The sequence below is a fragment of the Desulfomarina sp. genome (assembly GCF_054039375.1).
Window position 1 is genome coordinate 1 of the sequence record NZ_JBPLBA010000121.1, and the last position, 16,656, is coordinate 16,656.

Annotated in this window: 16 protein-coding genes; 14 read left to right on the top strand and 2 right to left on the bottom strand. The window is 47.3% G+C overall.

Features of this window, described 5'->3' with window-relative positions:
* Both ACXLDX_RS06890 and ACXLDX_RS06895 read left to right on the top strand, forming a co-directional pair.
* The coding region (locus tag ACXLDX_RS06890) for a hemerythrin domain-containing protein (RefSeq protein WP_457576455.1) at positions 1–435 on the top strand (435 nt) is incomplete at its 5' end.
* A gap of 446 nt (positions 436–881) precedes the next feature.
* Positions 882–1,799, top strand: coding sequence for a DMT family transporter (locus ACXLDX_RS06895; protein ID WP_457576456.1), 918 nt, complete (start codon positions 882–884; stop codon positions 1,797–1,799).
* A 71-nt stretch (positions 1,800–1,870) separates the two neighbouring features.
* Here the strand turns inward: ACXLDX_RS06895 and ACXLDX_RS06900 are convergent, their stop codons facing one another.
* On the bottom strand, positions 1,871–2,482 hold the full coding sequence (locus tag ACXLDX_RS06900) for a general secretion pathway protein GspB (RefSeq protein WP_457576457.1): 612 nt from the start codon (positions 2,480–2,482) through the stop codon (positions 1,871–1,873).
* Positions 2,483–2,534: 52 nt separating this feature from the next.
* A complete protein-coding gene (locus ACXLDX_RS06905) occupies positions 2,535–3,488 on the bottom strand; it encodes an ExeA family protein (protein WP_457576458.1) in 954 nt (317 codons plus the stop codon).
* Between the two features lie 488 nt (positions 3,489–3,976).
* Between ACXLDX_RS06905 and gspF the strand changes: the two genes are divergently transcribed.
* The 12 genes from gspF to gspE form a co-directional block, all read left to right on the top strand.
* On the top strand, positions 3,977–5,200 hold the full coding sequence (gene gspF, locus ACXLDX_RS06910) for a type II secretion system inner membrane protein GspF (protein ID WP_457576459.1): 1,224 nt from the start codon (positions 3,977–3,979) through the stop codon (positions 5,198–5,200).
* A 325-nt stretch (positions 5,201–5,525) separates the two neighbouring features.
* A complete protein-coding gene (gspG, locus tag ACXLDX_RS06915; RefSeq protein WP_457576460.1) occupies positions 5,526–5,993 on the top strand; it encodes a type II secretion system major pseudopilin GspG in 468 nt (155 codons plus the stop codon).
* Entirely contained in the window at positions 5,993–6,505 is a 513-nt protein-coding gene (locus ACXLDX_RS06920; RefSeq protein WP_457576461.1) for a pilus assembly FimT family protein, read from the top strand. The genes gspG and ACXLDX_RS06920 overlap by 1 nt, the downstream gene beginning before the upstream one ends.
* The gene (locus ACXLDX_RS06925; protein WP_457576462.1) at positions 6,505–6,924 is read left to right on the top strand and encodes a type IV pilus modification PilV family protein; all 420 of its coding nucleotides are present in this window, start codon (positions 6,505–6,507) and stop codon (positions 6,922–6,924) included. Before ACXLDX_RS06920 ends, ACXLDX_RS06925 begins: the two co-directional genes overlap by 1 nt.
* Positions 6,917–7,606 (top strand): PulJ/GspJ family protein, encoded by a 690-nt coding sequence (locus ACXLDX_RS06930; RefSeq protein ID WP_457576463.1) that lies wholly within the window; start codon positions 6,917–6,919, stop codon positions 7,604–7,606. Before ACXLDX_RS06925 ends, ACXLDX_RS06930 begins: the two co-directional genes overlap by 8 nt.
* On the top strand, positions 7,603–8,652 hold the full coding sequence (locus ACXLDX_RS06935; protein WP_457576464.1) for a type II secretion system minor pseudopilin: 1,050 nt from the start codon (positions 7,603–7,605) through the stop codon (positions 8,650–8,652). The genes ACXLDX_RS06930 and ACXLDX_RS06935 overlap by 4 nt, the downstream gene beginning before the upstream one ends.
* 3 nt (positions 8,653–8,655) lie before the next feature.
* On the top strand, positions 8,656–10,104 hold the full coding sequence (locus ACXLDX_RS06940; protein WP_457576465.1) for a PilN domain-containing protein: 1,449 nt from the start codon (positions 8,656–8,658) through the stop codon (positions 10,102–10,104).
* Entirely contained in the window at positions 10,105–10,680 is a 576-nt protein-coding gene (locus ACXLDX_RS06945) for a type II secretion system protein GspM (RefSeq protein ID WP_457576466.1), read from the top strand.
* The gene (gene gspN / locus ACXLDX_RS06950; RefSeq protein ID WP_457576467.1) at positions 10,677–11,585 is read left to right on the top strand and encodes a type II secretion system protein GspN; all 909 of its coding nucleotides are present in this window, start codon (positions 10,677–10,679) and stop codon (positions 11,583–11,585) included. The genes ACXLDX_RS06945 and gspN overlap by 4 nt, the downstream gene beginning before the upstream one ends.
* A gap of 64 nt (positions 11,586–11,649) precedes the next feature.
* Positions 11,650–12,315, top strand: a complete 666-nt coding sequence (locus ACXLDX_RS06955; RefSeq protein ID WP_457576468.1) for a type II secretion system protein N — start codon at positions 11,650–11,652, stop codon at positions 12,313–12,315.
* A 176-nt stretch (positions 12,316–12,491) separates the two neighbouring features.
* Positions 12,492–14,747 carry a type II secretion system secretin GspD gene (gene gspD, locus ACXLDX_RS06960; RefSeq protein ID WP_457576469.1) on the top strand — a complete coding sequence of 752 codons (2,256 nt, stop codon included), beginning with the start codon at positions 12,492–12,494 and terminating at the stop codon, positions 14,745–14,747.
* A 272-nt stretch (positions 14,748–15,019) separates the two neighbouring features.
* Positions 15,020–16,656 (top strand): type II secretion system ATPase GspE (gspE, locus tag ACXLDX_RS06965; RefSeq protein WP_457576470.1); only part of this gene is annotated, 1,637 nt, incomplete at its 3' end.

A 16,656-nucleotide genomic window follows, 5' to 3' on the forward strand; every position in this document is an offset into this window, starting at 1 on the left:
ACAAGGATTTCCTGGCACAATGGTTTGATAGAGGAGTTCAAAGATGAACATGTCATGTTGATATCTCTGTTCAGTTCCATTGTGGCTGCCCTGGACAGGGGAGATGGTTCATCGGTACGGCTTTACCTGAAGGAGTTCAAAAGAGAGCTTATTGCCCATATTTTAAGGGAAAACGTACTGCTGTATGTCTATCTGAAATATCTCTATATTGATGACCCCGATAAAAAAGACCTGGCCAGGAGGATGCAGAAGGAAATGACAGCGATCGGCAATATGGTTTTTGTTTTTATCACCAGGGCGACAGCAGAAGGGGCGGTTTATGATGATACTTTCAGAAAAGAGCTGGAGACTATCGGTGAACAGTTGAGCAGGAGGATTCAGGTTGAGGAAGAGGGCCTTTATAATCTGTATACCCATCCGGAGAGTGTGCATTGAGATTAGCCTGAAGTTTTTCCGGTTTTGATTGCTGGTAAACCTTTATTACAGCCCCCGGCTCTCTTTGACGGAGTTCAGAGCCGGGGGCTGTTCTGTTTTATTCGTATTTCCCGCAAAGTTTTCACTTTTTTTATTTGAATTCCTTATCAATTGAAATTTCCAGTGAGTTTTGACCGCAGGCCAGCTTGAAAAGGCAGGCACATTCCCAATCCGGCTGAGTTTGATTGGTAGTCAGATAATTGTTAAAACAGAACGGATAAAACAAGTCTATCCCCGGTGTCACAGATGTCAGGTTGAGTCTTGTACGTAATCAGGTATCTTGGTGGGTCAAGGCCTCCTTGGAAAATTCTAATCTTTCAAAGTACCCTTAAGATACATTTAATGAAATCAGTTACTTTTTGAGTGACTGCCAATTTCCCTATTTTTTCGCTTGTGAGTAGTTGCGGATGGACGGAGTTTTTACCGGAGAAATACTGGCTTTTGTCACTGTACTCTGCTGGACTGTGAGTGTTCAGTTTTTCGAGGCAGCTTCCTCGCGGATTGGAGCCATTCCCGTCAATATTATACGGATCACAGTGGCCCTGGTTCTTTTCACCGCCCTGCTGCTGATACGGCAGGGCAGTTTTCTTCCTTGGCAGTTTCCCGCCCATGCCTGGATATATCTCAGTCTTTCCGGCATCATCGGTTTCTTTATAGGAGATATTTTTCTTTTTCAGTCTTTTGTGGAAATCGGTCCCCGGGTCGCCATGCTGATATTTTCCCTCGCGGCTCCCGCATCTGCTGTTATCGGTTACCTGTTTCTTGGTGAAATTTATACTGTGCAGCAATGGGCAGGAATGCTGATTACACTCTTTGGCGTGGGAACAGTTATTCTGGAAAAGGACGCCGGGAACCATGGACGGCTGAAACGACAGAGAAGACACATATCTTCCAAAGGGGTTGTTTTTGCTGGTCTGGCCATGCTGGGACAGGCTGTGGGCTATGTGTTGAGTAAAATCGGCATGCAGGTGGAAACCGGATACCTGGATGCGTTTTCGGCTACCCAGATTCGTGCTCTTGCAGCCTTTGCCTGTTTCCTGCTTTATTTTACACTCACCGGCAGGTGGCAGAAGGTCAGGCTGGCCCTGACAGATGGAAGGGCTGTCGTATTGACGGCTGCCGGAGCAGTTGTAGGCCCTTTTCTCGGGGTTTCCCTGTCACTGTTTGTCCTTCATTATCTGAGTGTCGGTGTCGCCTCCACCATTCTCTCCCTGGTTCCTGTTGTAATTATCCCTTTTTCCGTATTTTTACATAAGGAACATGTCTCAACCAGGGCTGTTGCCGGGGCATGTATTGCTGTAACAGGAATTTATTTTCTCACCTGATCAGGCCCCTTTCCAGATCGACCGGGTTTCATGGGCCAGCAGGTTCCCTGAAGACCTGACGTGATTTTGGGCTATTCAAGTTCGATCCTGAATTTTTCCCCATCCCGTTCCAGGATGATTCCCCGGCGGGTTATTTCCACGAGCCGGAGTTGGGTGTTAATCCTTTCCCCCTCCCTGAGAATGGCGTTATTAATGATAATCATCCGTTTTGAAGGAATAGTGGAGTAGGCATGGCCGGCGAAATGGAGTTGCGGGAATTTGTCCTTTGCTGTCGCAGGAAGTTCGGGTTGGTCCGGAAGCGGTTGTGAATTTATTTGAGGAATTTTCTGTCGCGGTTTTTTTCGGGGCTCGGACAGCGTTTTACCCTGCCAGGGGAGGGGGGTTATCGTCAGCTCTGAAAGTTTTACGGTTGACACCCTGGGAGTTAATCTCGCAGTTTCCTGATGATGCTGTTCGCCCTTTTTGCCCTGTTTTGAGGGCGGCGGGGAGGATTTGAAAAACCATGTTCCAAGAAAGAGAGAAAAAACAAGTATTAAACAGGAAACAAAAACAGGCTTTCGATACTCTGAAAAATCAAAAGGCAGGGTAATTGGCAGAGGATCACGGATGAAATCGTAACTGTGCTTTTCATCATGTTGTCTTTTTTGGGCCGATTTTTTTAAGGCGTTCAGAATATATGACATAAGATGTAACTCCTCACAGGGACAGACACAAACTGATTCTATTGCCATAGGATTACTGTCCCTTGATTGTCGATGTCTTTAAGGGGTTATCCAGGGCAGTATCCGAATTTTTCTGCAGGCAGACCCATGAATTGTCCTTCGAAAACAGTTTTCCAAAAGTATTTATTTTACCTGTTGTTAAAAAAAAGAGTAACAGGCAGGTCAGGAAGATAAGGAAAAGTCCCATAAAAACAGGGCGCTGCTTTACGGATAAAGGACCAGGCGGCCCTTCCAGCACCTCGCCGGCGGCGGTTCTGGCAATTTTTGCGGTAACAAGTTCTTTTGAGCCGGCATAGGCACCAAGAAGGGCCTGGTTACAGATCAAGTTGATTTTTCTCGGTATCCCCCGGGAAAATGTAATTATATGATGAACTGCTTTTCGTGAAAAAAGTGAAATTCCCGGGCCGCCGGCCAGTACAATCCTGTGATTGATATAATTTTTTACCTCGTCTGCAGGAAGAGGATGGAGATGGTAACGGGTGGTTATTCGCTGATTGATCTGAGCAAGTTGCTCACTTCTCAGTGTGTCGCGGAGTTCTGATTGCCCCAGCAGGACAATTTTCAAAAGTTTCTGGTCATCTGTTTCCAGGTTTGTCAGGAGACGGAGTTGCTCCAGTACATCCATTTCAAGATTCTGGGCTTCATCGATGATAAGAATACAGTTTTTACCTGCGGCATGGGCCGTCAGGAAATATGTATTGAGGAGGTCAATATAAACCTTATTGGAAACAGGGTGGGGTGGAACCGATACCCCGAATTCCTCACAGATTGTTTTCAAAAGTTCCGAAATAGTGAGACTTGGATTTAAAACAAGTGCATATTCAGCATGGTCAGGAAGCCTGTCCACCATACACCGGCAGAGAGTTGTTTTTCCTGTCCCCACATCTCCGGTAAGGAGTACGATGCACCCGTCATTTTCTGTTCCGTAAAGAAGATGAGCCAGAGCTTCCTGGTGTGGCGTACTCATGTAGATGAACTCGGGTTCCAGGGCTATTGAAAATGGTTTTTTCTTTAGACCAAAGTATTGCGTGTACATGTGACGGGGTGGAGTTAGTGCCTGTCCATAGTTGGTCTTTTTGCCCGATATCTGCGTTGGCCGAAAAATTTTATCCTCGGAGGTAAGCGTAGACTCCGATATCAAATATATGCCTGCGGTAAAATTTCCCGTGCGCCTTGATCTCGAACAAAAATCCTCATTTCTGGACAGACACGAGTTGAATTTCAGGTAAGTGGTTCGAGTTCTGTTTTTCTCCTTAAATTATCTTCTCCTCATTTTACAATCATTTCTACGGAAAAGTCATTTAGAAAAGTTCCCGGGCAATATTCTGGGGTTGTAAAATCATATAGCTTCCGACCCTCTGAGTATTTATATTTTTTCGCAACAGGTTACGGTTATGGAAAAAGCAGCTCCTTTTCTTCTGGCGTGATTGTTTTGTAATTGATATAACTAATATTATGCCTGTATATGAATATAAGTGCCTCGACAGAAAAGGAAAGACATCAAAAGGAATTATCGATGCTGAAAGTGAATCTGCCGCCCGATTCAAATTACGTTCTTCAGGATTGTATCCGGTTTTCGTCGGAGAGGCCGATGGCAGGAGGGAAATAAAAGGCGGGAAAGAAAAATCTTTCACTGTTTTCAACCGGGTCGGTTCGGGTGAAATAAGTGTCATGACCCGCCAGCTTGCCACCCTGCTCGGGGCTGGTGTTCCCATGGTTCAGGCTCTGGATTCTCTGGTGGAGCAGACCGACAACAAAGCTTTGAAGAGGGTTCTGGCTCAAATAAAAGTTTCGGTAAATGAAGGGAACACCCTCAGCAGCGCCCTTATGGAGTACCCGAAACTGTTTTCTTCCATTTATGCTAATATGGTGCGGGCCGGTGAGGCATCGGGGTCTCTTGATATCGTTCTTGAAAAGCTGGCGGATTTCAGTGAAAAACAGGAGGCGCTCAAGGGACGATTGCGGGCCGCTCTTGTCTACCCTGTTTTTATGGCGGTTATCGGTTGTGCAATCCTGTTTGTTCTGTTGACCTATATTGTCCCGAATATCACAAAAGTTTTTACTGATATGGACAGGGTTCTGCCTGTGCCGACTCTCTTTCTTCTTGGCTTAAGCGGGTTTTTACGGGCATACTGGTGGGTGGTGGCTGTCGCCGGAACAGCAGGAGTTTTCGGCATACGCTGGATGCTTGGACGCCCTTATGGTCGCCGTTTATGGGATCTGTTTAAGTTAAAGGTTCCTGTCGTCGGTCCGGTCATTCGAAAAATCATTCTCGCCCGGTTTGCATCAACCCTTGAAAGTCTTCTGGGAAGTGGGGTTGAGCTGGTCACCGCAATGGGGATTGTCCGTACTCTTGTTGATAATGTCCACATTGATGAGGTACTGGATGAAACTGTATCACAGATTCAAAAAGGTCAGAATATTGCAGATTCTCTTGCCTCTTCCCGTTGGTTCCCGCCAATGTTTGTACAGATGATAGCTGTGGGCGAACAGAGCGGTAATCTGGAGAACATGCTCGGTAAGATGGCCGGATCATATGAACGTGAGGTTGATACAGCGGTTCAGGCCATGACTTCACTGCTTGAACCTATAATGATTGTGGTGATGGGGGCTGCTGTAGGATTTGTTGTGCTCTCGATACTGCTGCCGATTTTTGAAATGAATCAGATGGTCGGGTAAAGAATAGTCGTAACTGCTCGCAGTCACCCGGTTTTTTCACGGTTTCTTTTATCTGAAAATCCACGGCTGTAGGCTGTATTGCCGCAGTCGGATTTTCATTGGTTTTTTGTGCCCGCTGGGCATAAATGGCCGAGTCATAGAGTCAGGCCATGCGGTTTATCCGCATAGACAGGTCATGGCGGGTGCCTGTCCGGAAATGAGGATTTTTGTTCGAAATTAAGAAACAGGGAAAATTGAAAGCGCAGCAGATTAAACATATGTGGTCATTATCCCGAATCAATGCATGTCGGTCAATTGCCGATATATACAGCATGTCTGGTTAACTATGGAAAAACAGAGAAAAAGTAAGAGTGTCGGTGTGTTAAAGGATGAGCGTGGATTTACCCTTATAGAACTGCTGGTGGTTCTGGTGATCATCGGTATTCTGGCCGGTTATATCGGTCCCAGACTGATGGGGCACCCTGAAGAGGCCAAGCGGACTAAAGCTGCTCTTCAGATCCAGAGTCTGGAAACTGCTCTCAAGATGTATAAGCTTGATAATGGTGTTTACCCTTCGACGGATCAGGGTCTGCAGGCCCTGGTGGAACCACCGTCCTCGGGAAAGCTTCCCCCGAAATGGAGAGATGGCGGTTACCTGGAAAAATCAAAAGTTCCCCTTGATCCCTGGGGGAATGAATATGTCTATCTCAGTCCCGGAGTGCATGGTGATATTGACATAAGTTCCTACGGTCTGGATGGAGAGGAGGGCGGGGAAGGTGACGCAAGGGATATCAATAACTGGGACATCGAGTAATGATCCGGGGCGATTCCGGTAACAGAGGATTCACCCTGATCGAGATGATTGTTGTACTCGCCCTTATCAGCACTATGCTGTTTATCGGTTTACCGCCATTTCGTGATATTTTTTTTGATGCCGGTTTAAAATCGACCTCGAGAAAGGTCATCGGTTTTGTAAATGGGGTGCGTGAACTGGCGGCCCGGGAGAGACTGTCGTATTTTCTTTATATTGATATGACTGCGCAGAGTCTCTGGTTTACGGAAGATCAGGAAGATAGCGGGAAGGGGATAAAAAATGAGCCTCAGGAGAAGCTTGTTCTTCCCGATGGGGTCCGGATTTTTGAGGTCCAGACTGAAGGTTCCGGGCAGTTTTCGGAAGGAGAAAAAAAGATATGGATCAATCAAAAAGGATACATGGAACAGATGGTTCTGCACCTGAAAGACAGAAATGAAAAAATATTCAGTCTCTATTTTCAACCTTTTCTGGAAAATGTCACTGTCCATGAAAAATATACACCTCTTCCCTGATGTTCGCCGGAATATACTCAACTGAAATCCACCAGGATAGTACCGGTTTTACCCTGCTGGAAGTGATGATAGCGATGGCCATAATGGCCATTGCCCTTGTAGCCCTGTATGGTTCCCAATCCATGGGATTATCCTATGCAACCGAGGCCCGTTTTAATACAATCGCTGCTTCGCTGGCCGAGACAAAACTGGCGGAACTGCAATCCGGTATAACCGGGTCTGCACAGGAATCCGGTGATTTCGGCGAACAATATCCAGGATACACCTGGCAGGTTTCAATCGATGAGGTTTCGCTGTCCGAAATTGTTGTTTCTGCCGCTCCATGGAAAAAACTGCAGAAAATCAGTCTTCAGGTGCAAAGAGATGGTTCACCATACAGCTGCACCTTGAGATATTACCGGGCCATCGGTCATGAATAGGAAGATGGATTATTTCGATTATTTCGGAACCTGTCGAAGCACCAAGGGCTTTACCCTGATGGAACTGCTTCTGGCGATTTTCATCTTCGGGCTTGTTATTTCAGCCGTTTATGGCGTGTATCATGCGACATTTCTTGTTGTCAACCATACTGGAGACAAAATGGCAGTCGCCGGCAGGGCGCGGGTGGCACTTGAACGGATAAATGAGGATCTCTTTTCCCTGTTCCCGGGAAAGGCTGGATTCTTGTCAGGGGAACACCATGAAGATTTGGGTATGGACAGTGACAGGCTTTCGTTTTACTCGACTCTTCATATCAGTTTTAAAAAAGGAGAGAAAGGCAGCGGAATGGCCCTGATAGAATACTTTGCTGAAGAGGATGGAACAACGGGGCTGTTGAACCTGTACCGTTCGGACAGGATACTTTTGCCCGGAATCGGGTTGGACAAGGAAAAAAGACGGAAATATCTGCTCTGTGATCGACTGACAGGTGTTCGTTTTTTATATTATGATGTCGACGGTGGGCAGCATGATGAATGGCGCAGTGATGGGGAACACACGGTTGATGATGACAAAAACAGATTCCCGGCATTGGTTTCTGTCGTTCTGAGCTTTGGCAAGTCGGTTGACAGTGATGATGTGACAGTTTTTACCACTGCCGTAGCCCTGCAGAGGAAAAAATGAAGGGAGCGGTCGGAGGAAAATCTGTTTTTGCCGATGAAAAGGGCATGGCCCTTTTGCTGACAGTGATGATCGTCAGTCTGCTTGTCGGTATCACCATGATATTCCATCAGGAGAGCTGGCAAAGTTATCGACAGGCCGATTCCTATAAGACAAACGGCTACCTGAGGACTGTTGCGGAATCGGGAATCAATATCGGTATGGAACTGCTCTACAGGAGAAAGGGGGAGGATCTTTCTGCTTCATTTTTTGACAGCTGGGCAACACTGGAAGAAGAGACGTTCAACCCTCTGTTTGACAATGGTCGTCTGCGGCTTGTTATAGAGGATCTTTCCGGGAGGTTGCAGCTCAACAGTCTTGTGCAAACGACTGAAGCCTCCGGTGGTCGTGGAAAATCAGGGAAAAGGGGTGGAGTTTCGACGGCTGAAGACCTGCGGAAAATACTGTATCGGCTGTTGCTGTCCGGTGAATTTGTCTTGCGGGAAGAAGATGGTGCCAGGGATATTGTCGATGCCATTGTTGACTGGATAGACAAGGATGATGATGAGTCGGATTATGGCGCCGAATCGAATTATTACCAGGCACTGGACCCACCGTATGAATGCAGAAACGGCCCTCTGGAAACAGTTGAAGAGCTTTTACTTGTGAAGGGTGTGACGCCATTGCTTCTGTTTGGAAACGGTAAAAAAAGGGGTTTGGCTGATGTTGTAACCGTTTATGGCAATGATGGCAGAATGAATATCAACACCATGGATCCATTGCTGCTCAGAAGTATGGATTCACTGGTTGATGCTGAGCTGGCCATCGCCTTTGATCAATTCAGAAAAGATAAAACCAACAGGGAATCGCTGGCTGATCCCGGATGGTATAAAAAAGTGACAGCATGGCCGGGTGACGTAGTGTTGAATGAAAAACTGCTGACAACAAAGAGTTCTTATTTTTTGCTTCATTCTACAGGGAAGGGCGTATCCCGCTCATATCATGTTACCGCTGTTGTCAGGAGAAATGGGGACGGGACCATGGAAATGGTTCACAGGAAGGTGGAATAACGTATGGCGGAAAACATTATTTGTCTTGATATCACTGAAGATGCCATCACCGCCGTTCGGGTCGAGAGGCAGGCAAAAGTTCTTGTAATTATTCAGTGTCATTCTGTCCCGTTGCGTAATCTCACCCTGGAGGAAGGTCTGGACAGGCTGGGAAAGGAGGTGGATCTTTCCCGCAGGGGTGATTCCCGTCTTTCCCTGGGGAGTGAGTTTTTTTCTTTTCGGAATCTGTCGTTGCCATTTGCTGACAGGAAAAAGATCCGCCAGGTTCTTCCCTATGAGCTCGAAAATTTTTCCGCCGTGGAACCGGCAAAACTGCATATGGATTTCCTGGTTTCAGGAATCGTTGGAGAAGAAGCAGATATTATTGCGGCAATATTGGAAAAAGAGTTTTTTTCCGGCCTGCTGTCAACACTGAATAGTGTCGGTTTTGACCCTGGTTCAGTTGAAATTCGGTCAGGCAGGGTGGCGCTCCACCTGGCTGACGTGTTGCAGGGCGATTGTCTGTTTCTGGACAGATATGGATCCCTGATCGGACTTATTTTTGTCCGGAATGGCAGAATCGCTCTTGTCCGGACATTATCTCTTGAATCAGCAGAGGGAAAAGGTGAGTTTGACAAGGGGGAACTGTTTATTCGTCGTTTAAAACAGACACTTCTTGGAGCCCGCCTGGCTCAATCGGAAGAAAACGCGTTTACAATCTGCTTTTTCGGGGACAGTTCCGATCTTGACGATGCTCTTTCCCGATTTGCCGATTCCATCGGTGTGGAAGTAAAAAAATACTGCCTGACTGATCAGCCGCTTATTAAAATCGACCCGTCTTTGCGGGAGCGATATCATGGCGGGATAATGGATGCCGCTTTTTCGCTTGCCATGAAGGAGAAGGGAAAGAATACCCTTTTTAATTTCCGCCGCGATGAATTCAGAAAAATGAAAGGGTCCGTGCCGTTCAGGGGAGTGACCCTGAAGGCGGGTGCGTTTCTCCTGGTTACCCTTGCGGTTGCGGGAGCGTACCTTGGGTATGATTACCGGATAACATCAGGTCGTCAGGCAGTGTTGAAACAACAGATCGTTTCGATTTTTAAAGAGACACTGCCCCAGGTCAAGCGGGTAGTGAATCCTGTCCGGCAGTTGCAGGCAGAGATCAATAATCTTAAAAAAACATATAAAAACAAAGAGTTTGTCAGCGGTTACGGTATTGTTCCACTGTTGACTGAAATCTCTGCCAGGATTCCTCCTTCCTATCCGGTTGTGGTGAAGAGGATGGTTATCGATACGGATATGGTTAGAATGAACGGCACAACAATAGATTTTAATACAGTGGATAATATACAGAAAGAGCTTGAAAAATCGGCGTATTTTCGTGATGTTGTCATAAGTTCTGCCAGCCAGGCCACAGATGGGGAAGGGGTGCGGTTCGAGTTGAGACTGAGCCTTCTCTACCAGGACAGATAAATGCGTATCAATTATTTTCAATATTTAAGGCGGAAGTCCGGGATAGACAGCCTTGATGAACGCGACAGAAAAGTGCTTTTCTGGGGGGGGCTGTTTGTCTGCTGTTTTCTGGTTTTACAAATTGGCATTCTCCCTTTCCAGCAGGCCAGGCAGCACCTGGAGAAATCTGTCTTGCGAAAGAAGGAGGAGTTGGTAACCATCCGGAGATTACAGAATGAATATCGCAGACTGAAGGCTGAGGAAGGCGGGATTTATGAAAAGGTGAAGCTGCGCTCAAACGACTTCACGCTGTTCACCTTTCTTGATACACGGGCAGCCCGGGTTGGTGTAAAAAAGATGATTCAGTATATGAAACCTTCCAGTGGTGAGGGGGAAGGCAATCTTCGTGAGTTTATGGTGGAAATGAAGCTGCAGGGTGTTGGTTTGCAACAACTGGTTGAATTTCTGCTGGCGATTGAATCTGAAAAGGATGTTGTGGCCGTTAAACGGATTGCTATTCAGAAAAATGGAGCGCAAACAGGTGCACTTGATGCCGTGCTGCAGGTAACCACTTATGAATTGAAGGCTGGAAAATGAAAAGAATGATGTCTCCACGCTTCTTTTTCTATCTCTTTTACGGATTGGTTCTGACGGCTGTTTTGCTCTATGTCCGGTTTCCAGCGGGAGCATTGAAAACTTATTGTGAGCATCGCCTGGCCCGGCTTACACAGATGGAGGAGTGTTCAATTGGCGAAATTGTCTACCATTTTCCTTTTGCCTTCGAAGTAAAACGGGTAAAGCTATTGATGAGATCCGGTAATCGGGATCAGATCAGGATTGACAGTTTTCATCTGTCTCCGGCGGGAAAAAAGATACTTGGACCGTGGCGGCTGGAAGGATACTGTTACGGAGGTGCTTTCAGTGTCCTGCTGCAAATAAAACCGAAAAGAAAAGTACTTGTTTTGCAGAAGATCAAGGCCAGGAATATCGATCTGGCAGCTTTTTCTTCGTCCATGCCTGGTCTGGGCAGAAAATTGACAGGGCAGCTGAATTTCACGGGCGGATACAAGGCCCGCTTTGAAAAATTCCTGACCGGGGATGGAGAGGGGCAGCTGGTACTGAAAAGGGGAAGCATTCCGTTAGCCGGATCGTTGCTGACTCTGGTCGCAATAGATTTTGATAAGGTGGAGATGAACCTGCAACTGCGGGATCGTCAGTTAGTGATTCGGCAGGGAATGATGCGGGGAAAAGATATGGATGCAAAGCTTACGGGCATGATACGTGCTCCTTTTCTGCCGCCGGAGGGCAGTCTGCAGATAACCGGATTACTTTTTTTTCATGAGACGTTTCTTGCTGCCAGACCTGCCATTAACAGATTTATCGGCAGGCTGAAGCAGCGTTCCGGAAAACCAGCTCTTCGTTTCAGAATCGGAGGGACGCTGGAGAAACCGACATTCAGGCTGGCTTCTGCCGGAACCCGACATGAATCTGTGCGGGAGTAATTGCTCACAGGTATCAGGGTGGGGTTGGTACGTAAATGTAAATATAATCTTTTTCAGAAAAATCATGACACAACGGTTTTCCAGTATAGTGCCGCTCCTTCTTATCACCCTTTTCTGTGTCGGTATTGTGGAGGGTGGTTATAGTGGACTGGAATATTTTCTGTTGCGGAGTTTTAAAGACGACAGGAAGATTCCTGAAAAAACTTCAACTGTGCATTCAGAAAAAGGTGTGACTGAAAAATCGAAGCAACCACTCAATTATGATATTATTCTAAAGAGGAATCTTTTTGGGGAGCCGGCAGGAAAGAACAGGACAATAGAGAAAAGTGCCGCTATTTTGGAAGAGCTGGAAGCAACCCGTCTGAATATTGTTTTGAAAGGAACAATTCACGGAGCGAAAGAGCAGGAAACAAGAGCTGTTATTCTGGATGGGAGTACGGCCAAACAGAATCTTTATCAGCAGGGAGATTTTGTGCAGGGTGCCATGATCAGGAAGATTATGCGGGGGAAGGTGGTGCTCTCCCATAATGGCAAAGATGAGATTCTGGAAATGAGTGAAACTGCAGGCTCTCCGGAACCTGTTGCTCCAGTTGCCGTGGAGCCGGCAAAACGTTCCGCTCCCCTGCGGCGGCCGGTTCTTGTCGGCAGAATGGTTGGTTCAAAAAAGGTGAGACCTCGTCCACCTGCAGAAGTACAGAAAGCGGATACAGAAGAACAACCTATTGAGTAAAGGGTAATTGCTCACAGCACCCCAGCTTTTCACGGTCTCTTTTGTCTGCATAGGTAAGCTGTAACGAAGAAGAGCCTGTAAAAAATCTGCGGCACCTGTGAGCAATTACAGCTCAGAGTTAATAAAATCAAAGAGTTGCTACCCCTGTGACCAATTACAGTAAAGGTAATAAACGAATGAACAGACTGTTTAAGATATGCCATATTTTGCTGATGATCTTTTTGTCTGTGTCCCCTGTTGCACTGGCCGTGGAAAAACAGTCTTTTTCTTTGCCGGGAACCGCGCTTGAGTCAACAGACAGGGGTCAACGTTTTATCACCATTGATTTCGACAGTGTTGATATTCGCCTTTTTATTAAATATATCAGTGAGCTGACAGGTAAAAATTTTGTGGTTGACAAGTCGGTCCAGGGCAATGTCACGATTGTTTCGCCAACGAAAATTTCTGAAGAGGAAGCGTACCGGGTTTTTGAATCGGTTCTGGAAGTCCATGGTTATACAACAGTGAAATCCGGTTCCGTGATCAAGATTCTGCCGGCCGCCAAGGCACGGTTTCAGAATGTTGAAACGATGCGGATAGGTATGTCCCATGATCCGGAAGACAAGATCGTGACCCAGCTGGTTCCGCTGAAATACAGCTCACCTCTCGAAATGAAGAAGGTGCTGACTCCTCTTGTTTCCAAAAGCTCGGTGGTGATTGCCCATACTCCTTCCGGAATGCTGATCATAACCGAGACCCTGTCCAATATTCAGAAACTGCTGGGGATTATCAAGGTACTTGATGTTGAATCAAAAGAGGCTGAAGTCGCCGTGATTCCGGTCGAAAATGGTTCTGCGGCATCACTTGCCAAAATACTGGATAAAATTTTTCAGAAAAACCCTGTCCCCCGAAAAGGAGCACGGCCGGGACTCACTCAACGCGTAAAGGTTGTTCCATATGAACGGGTAAACAGCCTGGTTATTCTTGCCGGAGCCACGGAAATAGAAAGGGTAAAAAACCTGGTGAAGCTCCTGGATCGTGAAGTTGAGCGGGGAGAGGGCAATATCCATGTGTTTTATCTGCAGAACGCCACCGCGGTGGAGCTTGCCAAGGTACTGAATGCCTTACCGGAAACCGGAAAGAATATAAAAAACAAGGGTAAGGCGCCGCCTATTTCAAAAGATGTCAGGATCATGCCGGATGAGGAGACCAATGCCCTTGTGATCCGGGCAACCAAGGAAGAGTACATGGTGCTGGAAGATGTGATTAAAAAGCTCGATATCCCAAGACGAATGGTATATCTGGAGGCTCTGATCATGGAGGTGGATACTAAGAAAACCTTCGATGTCGGGGTGCAGTGGGCCGGTGGTGGTGTCTTTTCCGAAGGGAAGGGCCAGATGGCTGTCGGTTTCAGCGGCAATACCGATCCTCCTTTTGATATGCTGGGGGGGATAAGCAGCACAGACCCTGTTTTGCCGACAGGGTTCTCCTTTGGTGTCCTGAAACAGGGAATTCGTATCGGTGGGGTTACTTTTCCCGATATTGCCGCCATTCTCAGGGCTTATAAGAGTGATTCGGATATTAATATTATTTCCACTCCGCAGATCCTGACCACCGACAATAAAAAAGCGGTGATGAGTGCCGGGGAAAATGTGCCGTATATCACGTCCCAGAATACAACTGTCGGTGACCAGGATTATACCCAGTATGAGTACAAGGACGTATCCACCAGGCTCACCATAACGCCGCATATCAACCAGGCCAATACACTTCGACTTGAAATATCCACGGAAATAATAAAGCTGAAGGAAAAGGATTCCGCCGACAAATTTCGCCCGACAACCTACAAAAGAACGGTGGAGACGACTGTCATTATCAATGACAACGATACGGTTGTAATTGGAGGTATTATCGGGCAGGACGCGGCGGAAAGTGAATGGAAGGTGCCCCTTCTCGGTGATATTCCCCTGCTTGGCTGGTTATTTAAAACACATACAACCACAAGTGTAAAAACCAATATGTTTATTTTTATTACCCCTCATATCATCAGGAACCCGGCCGATCTTGCGGCGGTGACCATGAAAAAGGAGGATGATATGGGGACGGTACTGCCCACTGTGGCCAGAGAACTGCATAAAGAGGACAATCCGGAACACGCGGACAGGCTTGTTTCCACCGGATACGAAAAACTGCAGGCCGGCAGGTTGAAGGAGGCAAAAAATTATTTTCAGGAGGCCCTTGATATTGATCCCGAGAATCCTTTTGCCCTGATGGATATGGGTGTTGTCCTGGAAAAGGAGGGAAATATCCAGGGCGCGCTGCAAATGTACCGGGCTGTAATTGCACTGAATACAGGGGAAATTGCCCCCAGAACGAGTGACCCCGAAAAGAATGGTGCTTCTCTTCTGCAGATTGCCGAGGAGAATATTGAGCGTATTACAAAAAATCAATAAAATCATAGAGTTGCTCTCCCTGTGATCAATTACGAAATAATACCTGAATCGTAACTACTCACTGGGGTAGCAATTATATGATTTTATTACCTCTGAACTGTAATTGCTCACAGGTGCTCCAGATTTTTGCAGGCTCTTTTGTTCGCTATAGCCTACCTATGCGGACAAAAGAGACCGTGAAAAGCTGGGGCACCTGTGAGTAATTACCCTGAATCCATAATTCCCCAAAGGACATACGGGGCTGAGCCATTGGGCCCGGCCATGTCGGTTTTATGAAAAATCTCGGACAGATATTAATAGAAAGAGGCCTTGTTGAAAAAGAGGTGGTGCAGGAGGCCCTTGAAAAACAGCAGGAAAATGGTGATCGTCTGGGGGAAATTTTAAAAAAACAGGGGAATATCAATGAATTTGATCTGCTTCAGGGGCTTGGGATCCAATACGATTTAGAGGTTCGTCGGGAACTGCCGCTGGAGATTTCCACCGGCTTTACAGAAAAACTGCCCATCGGTTTTCTGAAGACCAATAAGTTGGTTCCTGTTCTCTGCGCGGAAGAACAGTTTATAGCCTTGAATGATCCTTCTCTCTTTCAACCACTTGATGACGTGCGCCGTATTCTCGGTCTGGCCGATGCCCCGGTGGTTCTGGCTCCACTTGTCTCCATTTTCAATGCGATCAATTACAGCTATGACCTGACCCAGAGTTCGGCTGATGAAGTGCTTGCTGATATCGATGAAGAGGATCCGGAACGGCTCTTTTCCGAAATAGAGGAGATAGGTGATTTGCTGGATGATACCAGTGATTCTCCTGTTATCAGGCTGGTCAACCTCATGTTTTCCCAGGCTGTCAGGGACAGGGCCTCCGATATTCATATTGAACCGTACCAGAACAGCCTGAAGATCCGCCAGCGGCTGGACGGGATACTCTATGATATGCTCAGTCCGCCCAAACATGTGCAGTCGGCGCTTGTTTCCAGGGTGAAGGTTATGGCGAAGCTGGATATTGCGGAAAAGCGGTTGCCCCAGGATGGGCGAATTGAGTTGAAAATAGCGGACAGGGAGATTGACGTGCGGGTCTCCACCCTTCCCACCGCCTTTGGTGAACGTGTTGTGCTGAGACTGCTGCAGAAATCGTCTGTTCTGCTCTCCCTGCGGGAACTCGGTATGCCGGAGGATCGGTTTGTCCCTTTTGCAAAGGAAATCAGGGCCGCCAACGGTATTGTGCTGGTGACCGGTCCCACCGGGTCCGGAAAGACCACGACGCTTTACGCTGCGCTTTCGGCCATTAATAATACTGATATCAATATTATTACTGTTGAAGATCCCATCGAATATCGTATCAACGGTATCGGCCAGGTTCAGGTTAACCCGAAAATCAACCTGACCTTCGCCTCCGGACTTCGCTCCATTGTCCGTCAGGATCCGGATGTTATCCTGGTGGGTGAGATCAGGGATACGGAAACGGCGGAGATAGCCATCCAGTCTGCCCTGACCGGTCACCTGGTCTTTTCAACTCTGCACACCAACGATTCGGCCAGTGCCATTACCCGCCTCAGGGACATGGGGATCGAGCCGTTTCTGATCGCTTCGTCCATTAACGCGGTTCTTGCCCAGAGGCTGGTACGGATTATCTGCCCCCATTGCCGGGAAGAGTATATTGCCGACCAGGTGGAACTGGCCCGTATTGGCCTTTCCAGGGAAGAATCAAACGGAGGAAGGGTTTATCGGGGCCGGGGCTGCACGGAGTGCAATAATACCGGTTACAGGGGCAGGTGCGGCATCTATGAACTTCTGCTCATGGACCGGGATATGAAATCCCTTGTCCTGAAAACTTCCGATGCCAACCAGATCAAGGAGCGGGCCATTGCAAACGGCATGATAACTCTCCGCCGGGACGGGGCGATGAAGGTTCT

Excerpts from the sequence above, each read along its gene's own strand:
- ACXLDX_RS06895 (WP_457576456.1), top strand. The coding sequence starts at position 882 with ATGGACGGAGTTTTTACCGGAGAAATACTGGCTTTTGTCACTGTACTC.
- ACXLDX_RS06900 (WP_457576457.1), bottom strand. The coding sequence starts at position 2,482 with ATGTCATATATTCTGAACGCCTTAAAAAAATCGGCCCAAAAAAGACAA.
- ACXLDX_RS06905 (WP_457576458.1), bottom strand. The coding sequence starts at position 3,488 with ATGAGTACGCCACACCAGGAAGCTCTGGCTCATCTTCTTTACGGAACA.
- gspF (WP_457576459.1), top strand. The coding sequence starts at position 3,977 with ATGCCTGTATATGAATATAAGTGCCTCGACAGAAAAGGAAAGACATCA.
- gspG (WP_457576460.1), top strand. The coding sequence starts at position 5,526 with ATGGAAAAACAGAGAAAAAGTAAGAGTGTCGGTGTGTTAAAGGATGAG.
- ACXLDX_RS06920 (WP_457576461.1), top strand. The coding sequence starts at position 5,993 with ATGATCCGGGGCGATTCCGGTAACAGAGGATTCACCCTGATCGAGATG.
- ACXLDX_RS06925 (WP_457576462.1), top strand. The coding sequence starts at position 6,505 with ATGTTCGCCGGAATATACTCAACTGAAATCCACCAGGATAGTACCGGT.
- ACXLDX_RS06930 (WP_457576463.1), top strand. The coding sequence starts at position 6,917 with ATGAATAGGAAGATGGATTATTTCGATTATTTCGGAACCTGTCGAAGC.
- ACXLDX_RS06935 (WP_457576464.1), top strand. The coding sequence starts at position 7,603 with ATGAAGGGAGCGGTCGGAGGAAAATCTGTTTTTGCCGATGAAAAGGGC.
- ACXLDX_RS06940 (WP_457576465.1), top strand. The coding sequence starts at position 8,656 with ATGGCGGAAAACATTATTTGTCTTGATATCACTGAAGATGCCATCACC.
- ACXLDX_RS06945 (WP_457576466.1), top strand. The coding sequence starts at position 10,105 with ATGCGTATCAATTATTTTCAATATTTAAGGCGGAAGTCCGGGATAGAC.
- gspN (WP_457576467.1), top strand. The coding sequence starts at position 10,677 with ATGAAAAGAATGATGTCTCCACGCTTCTTTTTCTATCTCTTTTACGGA.
- ACXLDX_RS06955 (WP_457576468.1), top strand. The coding sequence starts at position 11,650 with ATGACACAACGGTTTTCCAGTATAGTGCCGCTCCTTCTTATCACCCTT.
- gspD (WP_457576469.1), top strand. The coding sequence starts at position 12,492 with ATGAACAGACTGTTTAAGATATGCCATATTTTGCTGATGATCTTTTTG.